The organism is Verrucosispora sp. SN26_14.1, from assembly GCF_004307965.1.
GTDB lineage: Bacteria > Actinomycetota > Actinomycetes > Mycobacteriales > Micromonosporaceae > Micromonospora.
The window spans coordinates 1-8,045 of record NZ_SISL01000279.1; the positions used below are offsets into that span (position 1 = coordinate 1).

The 8,045-nt window shown below is 71.7% G+C and carries 8 protein-coding genes; 2 read left to right on the forward strand and 6 right to left on the reverse strand.

Annotated features, from left to right (window positions below):
• The 4 genes from EYA84_RS21555 to EYA84_RS21570 all read right to left on the reverse strand — a co-directional run.
• Window positions 1-1,403, reverse strand: a 1,403-nt coding sequence (locus EYA84_RS21555; RefSeq protein ID WP_131054861.1) for an oligopeptide/dipeptide ABC transporter ATP-binding protein, incomplete at its 3' end; no start/stop codon positions are given.
• A gap of 2 nt (window positions 1,404-1,405) precedes the next feature.
• Window positions 1,406-2,290, reverse strand: coding sequence for an ABC transporter permease (locus EYA84_RS21560; protein WP_131054862.1), 885 nt, complete (start codon window positions 2,288-2,290; stop codon window positions 1,406-1,408).
• On the reverse strand, window positions 2,290-3,300 hold the full coding sequence (locus EYA84_RS21565) for an ABC transporter permease (RefSeq protein ID WP_131054863.1): 1,011 nt from the start codon (window positions 3,298-3,300) through the stop codon (window positions 2,290-2,292). The genes EYA84_RS21560 and EYA84_RS21565 overlap by 1 nt, the downstream gene beginning before the upstream one ends.
• An 18-nt stretch (window positions 3,301-3,318) precedes the next feature.
• Window positions 3,319-4,974: an ABC transporter substrate-binding protein gene (locus EYA84_RS21570; RefSeq protein ID WP_131054864.1), complete on the reverse strand. Its 1,656-nt coding sequence runs from the start codon at window positions 4,972-4,974 to the stop codon at window positions 3,319-3,321.
• Window positions 4,975-5,299: 325 nt separating this feature from the next.
• Between EYA84_RS21570 and EYA84_RS21575 the strand changes: the two genes are divergently transcribed.
• Window positions 5,300-6,415 carry an alkene reductase gene (locus EYA84_RS21575; RefSeq protein ID WP_131054865.1) on the forward strand — a complete coding sequence of 372 codons (1,116 nt, stop codon included), beginning with the start codon at window positions 5,300-5,302 and terminating at the stop codon, window positions 6,413-6,415.
• Window positions 6,385-6,690: an antibiotic biosynthesis monooxygenase gene (locus tag EYA84_RS21580; protein WP_131054866.1), complete on the forward strand. Its 306-nt coding sequence runs from the start codon at window positions 6,385-6,387 to the stop codon at window positions 6,688-6,690. The genes EYA84_RS21575 and EYA84_RS21580 overlap by 31 nt, the downstream gene beginning before the upstream one ends.
• A 49-nt stretch (window positions 6,691-6,739) precedes the next feature.
• Here the strand turns inward: EYA84_RS21580 and EYA84_RS21585 are convergent, their stop codons facing one another.
• Window positions 6,740-7,528, reverse strand: coding sequence for an SDR family NAD(P)-dependent oxidoreductase (locus EYA84_RS21585; RefSeq protein ID WP_131054867.1), 789 nt, complete (start codon window positions 7,526-7,528; stop codon window positions 6,740-6,742).
• 26 nt (window positions 7,529-7,554) lie between these two features.
• On the reverse strand, window positions 7,555-7,986 hold the full coding sequence (locus tag EYA84_RS21590) for a zinc-binding dehydrogenase (protein WP_236145891.1): 432 nt from the start codon (window positions 7,984-7,986) through the stop codon (window positions 7,555-7,557).
• Window positions 7,987-8,045 lie beyond the last annotated feature (59 nt).

Below are 8,045 nucleotides of genomic sequence, written 5' to 3' on the forward strand. Positions count from 1 at the left end.
GCCCGCAGCGGTTCGGCGATGGAGTCGCCGACGGTACGCCTCGGGCTCAGCGACCCGATCGGGTCCTGGAAGACGAGCTGGGCGCGGGTCCGCAGTCGACGCAGTTTCCGGCCTCGGGGTGCGGGGCGGCCCGGTTGCCGGACCAGGTGCTGCCCGGCGACGGCGACGGACCCGGAGGAGGGTGCGACCAGCCCCATGATGAGTTTGGCGAGGGTGCTCTTGCCGCAGCCGCTCTCGCCGACCACGCCGAGCGTCTCGCCGGGTGCCAGGCGCAGGCTCACGCCGCGCAGCGCATGGTGTCCGCCGGAACCGAAGCGGCTGCGGTAGACCACGTGCGCGTCCTCGATCTCCAGCACGGCGGACCCGGTCTCGGTCGGGCCGGGCTCGGCAGCCGGGGTGGGCGCCGCCTCGTCGGTGGTGATCGCGCCGGTCTGCGGGTGGTAGCAGGCCAGCGACCAGTCGGCGGCAGGCGCGTCCGTCCCACCGGCCGGCGCGTCCATCGGGGTGGTGGGCGGACGGCTGCTGGTGCAGGTGTCGTCGGCGTGCGGGCAGCGGGCCGCGAACGGGCACTGGTGCGGTGCCTCGCGCAGCAGCGGCATGGCGCCGGGGGTGGCCACCACCGGTCGACCGCCGACGTCGGGCACCGAGCGCAGCAGCGCCCGGGTGTAGGGGTGCGCCGGTTCCCGGAAGACCTGGTCGGCCGGGCCGCTCTCGACCACCGTGCCGGCGTAGAGCACCACCACCCGGTCGCAGACCTCGGCGATCGACGCGAGGTCGTGCGAGATCAGCAGGACACTGCGACCGTCCACCTCGGCGGCGTGCCGGAACTGGCGCAGGATCTCCCGGGTGAGCGTCACGTCCAGGCCGGTGGTCGGCTCGTCGGCGATCAGCAGACCCGGTGCGCAGCCGGTGGCCAGCGAGATCATCACCCGCTGGGCCATGCCTCCGGACAGCTCGTGCGGGTACGCCTCCAGGCGGCGTTGCGGGTTGCGGATGCCGACCGCCTCGAACAGCTCCCGCGCGGCCTCGCGGGCCCGTTCGGCGGACATGTCCTGGTGGGTGACGAGCCGGTCGGTGAGCTGGCGTCCGACGGTGCGGGTGGGGCTGAGCGCCCCGCGCGGGTTCTGGAAGCAGATCGCCGCCCCGCGTCCCCGGTGGGCGGCGAGGGCCGTCTCGTCCATCCGCAGCACGTCCGCGTCGTCGAAGCGGACCCGCCCGCTGGCGTGCGCGCCGGTGGGCAGCAGGCCGACCACCGCACGGGCCACCATGCTCTTGCCGCCGCCGCTCTCGCCGACCAGGCCGACCACCTCGCCGGGCCGGACGGTGAGGCTGACGTCGCTGAGGGCGGCCACCTGCCGGCCGGCACGGTGGATGACCACGGAGAGGTTCTCGATGGAGAGCATGGTTACCGCCGCTTCGCGTTCGCGCGTTCCTGCAGGCCCTCGCCGAGCAGGCTGAACCCCAGCACGGAGACGAACAGGGCCAGGCCGGGCGGCACACTGGTCCACCACCGGCCGCCGACCACGTCCGGTGCACCGAGGCTGATCATGGCGCCCCACTCGGCCTCCGGGATGCTGACGCCCAGTCCGAGGAAGGAGAGCCCGGCCAGGGTGAGCATCGCCCAGCCGCAGTTCAGCGGTGCGATCGTCCGGACCGGGGTGAGGCTGTTGGGCAGCAGGTGCCGCCAGAGGATGCCGGTCGTCGAGGCCCCGGAGGTCACCGCGGCGTCGACGAAGGGCAGTTCCCGCTGGGTGCGGACCTCGGCGCGGACCAGTCGGGCGTACGCGGGGGCGTTCACCGCCGCGATGGTGATGATGAGGTTGACCGTCCCGTTGCCGAGCAGGGCCGCCACCGCCAGGGCCAGGATGAAGGTGGGGAACGCCTGGAAGATGTCGACGACCCGCATGAGGACGTCGTCGATCCAGCCGCCCCGGTAGCCGGCCACCAGGCCGAGCAGCGTGCCGACCACCACCGCCAGGGCCACCGCGGCGACCGCGATGCCCAGGTCCAGCCGGGCCGCGTGCAGCACCCGGCTCCAGATGTCCATCCCGTTGGTGTCGGTGCCGAGCAGGTGCGCGCCGCCCGGGGCGGCCAGGGTGGCGTTCGGGTCGACCTCGGTGGCGCCCCAGGAGGAGAGCAGTGGCGCGGCCAGGGCGGCCAGCGCGACCACGGCCAGGATGGTCGCGCCCGTGATGATCAGGATGCGGGAGAAGCGGTCGTCCCGACTGCCGGTGACGATCACCGCGTCGGCGCCGGCGTCCCCGGGGCCGACACCGCGCAGGTCTGCCATCAGATCCTCACTCTCGGGTCGAGGATCGCGTGGACCACGTCGGCGATGAGGAACACCAGCACGTAGCAGAGCGCGATCACCACAACGGACGCCTGCACCACCGGGTAGTCCCGGTACAGCAGGCCGCGCAGCGCCCACTGGCCGAAGCCCTGCCAGGAGAAGACGTACTCGACCAGGACGGTCGAGCCGATGGCGGTGCCGAAGACCAACGCGGCCAGGGCCGGCAGCCGCAGCAGCGTGGAGCGCAGCAGGTAGCCGTAGAGCAGGGTCCGTTGCGGCAGCCCGTGCGCCGCCGCCGCGGTGTACGCCTCGGAGTTGAGCACCTCCAGCGCCGACGCCCGGACGCTGCGCAGCAGCGGTGCCATCACGCCGACGACCAGGGTCAGCACCGGCAGCGCCAGGTACGCGGCGGCGCTGGCCAGCGCCGGTCCGTTCCCGGTCAGCGCGGCGTCGACGAGGCCGGCGCCGGTCAGCGGGGTCAGGTTCGTGTCCGGGTCGACCCGTCCGCTGGGCGCCGGGAACCAGCCCAGCATGCTGTAGCCGACCAGCACGAGCACCAGGCCCAGCCAGAACTCCGGGATGGAGTTGCCGACCAGGGCGAAGATCCGGACGCCGTGGTCGCCGAGGCTGTTGGCGCGCCGGGCCGACCAGACCCCCAGCACGGTGGCCACCACCAGTGCGATGGAGACCGCGATGACCACCAGTTCCAGGGTGGGTCCGATCCGCAGCGCCATCTCCGCGCCGACCGAACCGCCGCTCTGGATGGACGTGCCGAAGTCGCCGGTGACCAGCCCACCGAGGTAGTCGAGGAACTGCCGCCACAGCGGCTGGTCCAACCCGAACCGGGCGCGGGCCGCCTCGGCGTCCGCCTCGCTGGCGTTCTGGCCGAGGATGCTCCGGACCGGGTCGCCGGGCAGCACCCGGACGATGAGGAAGGTCAGGACGACCACCCCGAGCAACACCGGGATGAGCTGGAGCAGCCGCCTGACGACGAAACGAAGGATTCGCATGAAGGGAGCCGGCCGCGCCTAGGCCGACCTGGTCAGGTAGCGCAACCGGGCGAGGCCGTCCATCGGCTGCACCCAGCCGGCCACCGCCTCGCGGACCGGGAGGTTGAAGTTGGGCTGGCAGATCACCACCCACGGCACGTCCTCGGCGAGGATCTGCTGGACCCGCTGCCACAGCGCGTTGCGGGCGGCCTCCTCGACGGTGGTGTGCGACCGCTCGTAGATCTGCTCGATCTCGGCGTTCGTGTAGTTCGAGTAGTTGAGGTTCGCGCCCTTCACGAAGCTCGTCGCGAGCATGTACTCGACGTCGTTGACCCAGAGCTGCCCGGAGGTGAGCTGGAGCGGGATGTTCTTGCGGGTCCGCCGCTCACCGAGGGTCGCCGGGTCCAGCGGGGTCAGCTTGAGGTTGATGCCGGCCTTCGCCGCCTCGCTCTGAACCTGCACCGCGATGCGCTGCTGCTCCTCGTTGTCGGCCTCGAAGACCAGTTCCGACTCGACCGAGGCCCGACCGGCGGCGTTCAACGCGGCGCGGGCCCGGTCCACGTCGTGGGTGAACGGGTAGCCGCTCTCGTCGTACCCGGGCATGTCCAGCGGCACCGGGCTCTTGGCGGCACGGGCGTCACCGCCGTACACGTTGTTGATGATCTGCTCGTACGGCACCGCGTAGGCCAGGGCCTTGCGGACGTCGACGTTGTCGAACGGCGCCGAGGTGACCGACATCTGGATCGCGACCTGGCGGTTGCTGGCCGCCGAGATCACCTTGACGCCGTCGGTGCTGCGCAGGTCCTCGATGTCGCGCTGGCTGACGCCGAGGGCGATGTCGATGTCACCGGCCTGGAGTTGCAGCCGCTGGTTCGAGGCGGCGGGCACCACCGAGATGCGGATCGTCGGCGTCTTGGGCGCGTCCGGACCCGGGTAGCCGGTGTTCGCCGCCAGCTCGATCTCCTGCCCCTGGGTGGCCTTGGCGACGTTGTAGTAGCCGCCGGTGGGGGCGTTCTTGGCGAACCACTCCTTGGCCCACGGGTCGTCGGCGGTGGCGTGCTTCTTGGCCTCCTCCGAGTCGAAGACGTACAGCGAGATCGCCTGGATCTGCCGGGTCAGCGCGCTGGGGAACGCCTGGTGGAACTCGACGGTGTAGTCGTCGACGACCTTGACCTGGTCGGCCTCGGTCAGGCCGATGGTGCGGTAGATGCCGGCCACGTTCGCCTGGGCGGCGAAGGCGCGGTCCTTGGACCACTTCACGTCGGCGGCCGTCATCTCGTTGCCGCTGGCGAACGTGACGCCCCGGCGCAGCTTCAAGGTCCAGACCTTCTGCTCGGCGTCCGGCTCGAAGGACTCGGCGAAGGTCGGGGTGACGTTCTGGGTGTCGAGGATCTGGCTGTCACCGGCGGTGGTGACGCCGTAGTCGATCATGTAGGGGAAGACGTTCTTGAAGAGCATCAGTGCGGTCAGGTCGAAGCCGACGAAGTCCTGATCCCAGCTGGACAGGTAGCTCGACACCGCGATCCGCAGCGTGCTGGCGGTCTGGCCGCCGGACGTCGAGTCGTCCGAGTTCGAGTCGCTGTTCGCGGCGCAGGCGCCCGTGGCGAACAGGAGCGCGAAACTGCCGCCCAGTTGCAGCACCCCGCGACGGGAGAAGGCGGGCGAGGAGGGGCCCACACCAGGTGTACGTGCCATGAAGTAGTCCTCCTAGAACTACGAGGCGGACGGGCCGCGCAGCGGACCCACTCGTGTTCTATCGGATTAAGTGGAAGTGAACAAGACCCCCAACCCTGTTCACGACCGAACTCCCGAAATTGTCAGCCAGACCCGGCCGAACGGCTGATGAAGTGCGGCGCAAGTGTTCACACAAGTTCACACAACTGATACGTACGGCTGTTCACTGCACCCCGCACACCGGGTAACAGGGCCGGTCGACGCGCCCGACCCTGTAGCCAGGCTCCACGGACCCTCCAGCCCCCCGGGCGAGCATCAGGCACCACCCAGCGAGGAGGTTGCCCCGATGCCGACGCTCTTCGATCCGGTCCGGCTGGGTCGCCTACGGCTGCCCAGCCGGATCGTGATGGCCCCGATGGGCCGCGGACGTGCCAACCGGGACGGGACTCCCCTGCCCTACGTGGCCGACTACTACGCGCAGCGGGCCGAGGCCGGACTCATCGTCAGCGAGGCGACCAACCCGGCCCCCCGGGCGGTGGGCCACGCGTACAGCGTGCAGTGGCACACCCCCGCGCAGACCCAGGCGTGGACGGCGGTGGCCCGGGCCGTCCACGACGCCGGTGGCCGCATCGTGCTCCAGATCATGCACGCCGGACGAATCGGTCATCCGGCCCTGTACGGGCACCGGCCGCTGGCGCCGTCGCCGGTGCCGGCGGCCGGGCTGGCCCGGACGTTCGACGGGCCGAAGGAACACCCTGAGCCGCGGGAGATGACACCGGCCGACATCACCGACGCGATCGAGGACGTCGTGCGGTGCGCCGAGACGGCCGTCGCCGCCGGATTCGACGGCGTGGAGCTGCACGGCGCCAACGGCTACCTGGTCCACCAGTTCCTGTCGTCGGTCACCAACCGCCGCACCGACGAGTACGGCGGCGCACCGCACCGACGGGTGCGCTTCGCCGTCGAACTGGTCGAGGCGGTCGGCGCGGCGGTCGGCGCGGACCGGGTCGGACTGCGGCTGTCGCCCGGCTTCGGGCTCAACGACATGAGCGAGCCGGACGCCGCCGAGGTGTACCCCGCCCTGCTCCAGGCGCTGCGACCGCTCGACCTGGCGTACCTGCACCTGGTGCACGGCTCCGACCGGGACCTGACCCGGGTCGTCCGGGCCCGGTGGGACGGGGCGGTGGTGCTCAACCCGGGCACCGGCCACCTCGGGCCGGAGGCCACCCGGGCGGCGGTGGCCGACGCCCTGGCCGCCGGCTTCGACGCGCTCGCCTTCGGCAAGCAGTTCCTCGCCAACCCCGACCTGCCCCGCCGTCTGGCCGACGGCACCGCGTTCAACCCGCCGGACCCGACGACCTTCTATCAAGGCGGTCGCCGGGGCTATCTCGACTACCCCCGCACCGACGACACGGAAGGGAACACCGCGCCATGGTCGTATTCGTCAACAAGCTCACGCTGATCGGCGCCGCCGAGGACCTCGAACGCCACTACGCCAGCGTGGCCGAGTACATGCAGACCCGTCCGGGGCTGATCCGGTACGTGCTGAGCCGCTCGCAGAAGGATCCGTCGACGTACTACAACATCGCCGAGTGGACCGACGAGGAGTCCTTCCGCACGGCGTTGCACGAGCCGGAGTTCCGGACCCGGCTGGACCGGTTGACCGGCATCATCAAGGGCGAACCGCACCTGACCGAGCCGGTCTTCCAGTACGAGGCCGACCGCGTCACCGGTTGATGCACCAGGCGACGGCCGCCGGAGCGTGCTCCGGCGGCCGTCGCCTGTGTCAGTAGTTCCCGAGACCGCCGCAGACGTTCAGCGCCTGCCCGGTGAGCGAGGCGGCCGTGTCGGTGACCAGGTAGCCGACCAGCCCGGCCACCTCCTCCGGCGTCGAGTACCGGCCCAGCGGGATCTTCGCCTCGAACCGCTGCCGCACCGCGTCCTCGGTGGTCTGCCAGTGTGCCGCGTACCCCTGACGCACCCGGACCGCCATCGGCGTCTCCACGTACCCGGGGCACACCGCGTTGACGGTGACGCCGGTGCCGGCCAGCTCGAACCCGACCGCCTTGGTGAAGCCGACCACCCCGTGCTTGGAGGCGGTGTACGGCGCCGCGAGCGCGACGCCCTGCTTGCCGGCGGTCGAGGCGATGTTGACGATGCGGCCCCACCCGGCCTCGCGCATGCCGCCGGCCCGCAGCACCTCGCGGGTCACCCGGAACACCGAGGTGAGGTTGGTGGCGAGCACGTCCTCCCAGAGCGCGTCGTCCAGCTCGGCGGTGACGCCCCCGCCGGACCGGCCGGCATTGTTCACCAGCACCGTCACCGGGCCGAACCGCTGCACCGCCCCGGCGACCAGCCGGACAACGTCGTCCGGGGACCGTACGTCGGCCGCGACCCCGTCGACCTCCAGGCCGCGACCGCGCAGCTTGTCGACGACGGTGGCCACCTGCGCCGCGTCGCGGGCACAGAAGTAGACGGCGAAGCCCTGCTCGGCCAGCGTCTCCACGACGGCCAGCCCGATCCCGCTCGTGCCGCCGGTCACCAGCGCCGCGCCGGGACGCTTCGGTGTCGTCATCTCCGTTGTCCTCCTCGATCGGTCCATCACAGGGTGAGTACGACGCGGCCGGTGACCCGGCGCTCCAGCAGGGCCCGCACCGCCGTGGCGGCATCGGTCCAGTCCGCCTGCAACCCGACGTGCGGACGAAGCCGCCCGTCCACCACGAGCCCGAACAGCGTCGCCAGGTCCTCGTCGGCCCGGTGCCGTTCCAGCTCGTCGAGGAGGAACAGGTGCTCCAGGCGTACCCCGGCGCGGGCGTGACCCCAGTCCGGCGGCAGGACCAGGTCGGCGCGCACGGTGTTGCCGAAGACCACCGCCACCCCGCCTCGGCGCAACCGCACGAACGCCTCCCGGAACACCGGCCCGCCGACGCTGTCCACGACGACGTCGACCGCGCCCTGCGGCGGTGCCGCGTATCCGGCGTGCACCCGGTGGCCCCGCTCGGTCAGGTGCCGGCCGCGTTCCGGGGTGCCCACCCAGCCCAGGACGGCGCCGCCGCCGGCCGCCGCCAGGTCTGTCTCTTATAAAAATCGTA

Bases quoted from the DNA above. Each gene is read 5' to 3' on its own strand.
- EYA84_RS21560 (WP_131054862.1), bottom strand. From the start codon at position 2,290: ATGGCAGACCTGCGCGGTGTCGGCCCCGGGGACGCCGGCGCCGACGCG.
- EYA84_RS21565 (WP_131054863.1), bottom strand. From the start codon at position 3,300: ATGCGAATCCTTCGTTTCGTCGTCAGGCGGCTGCTCCAGCTCATCCCG.
- EYA84_RS21570 (WP_131054864.1), bottom strand. From the start codon at position 4,974: ATGGCACGTACACCTGGTGTGGGCCCCTCCTCGCCCGCCTTCTCCCGT.
- EYA84_RS21575 (WP_131054865.1), top strand. From the start codon at position 5,300: ATGCCGACGCTCTTCGATCCGGTCCGGCTGGGTCGCCTACGGCTGCCC.
- EYA84_RS21580 (WP_131054866.1), top strand. From the start codon at position 6,385: ATGGTCGTATTCGTCAACAAGCTCACGCTGATCGGCGCCGCCGAGGAC.
- EYA84_RS21585 (WP_131054867.1), bottom strand. From the start codon at position 7,528: ATGACGACACCGAAGCGTCCCGGCGCGGCGCTGGTGACCGGCGGCACG.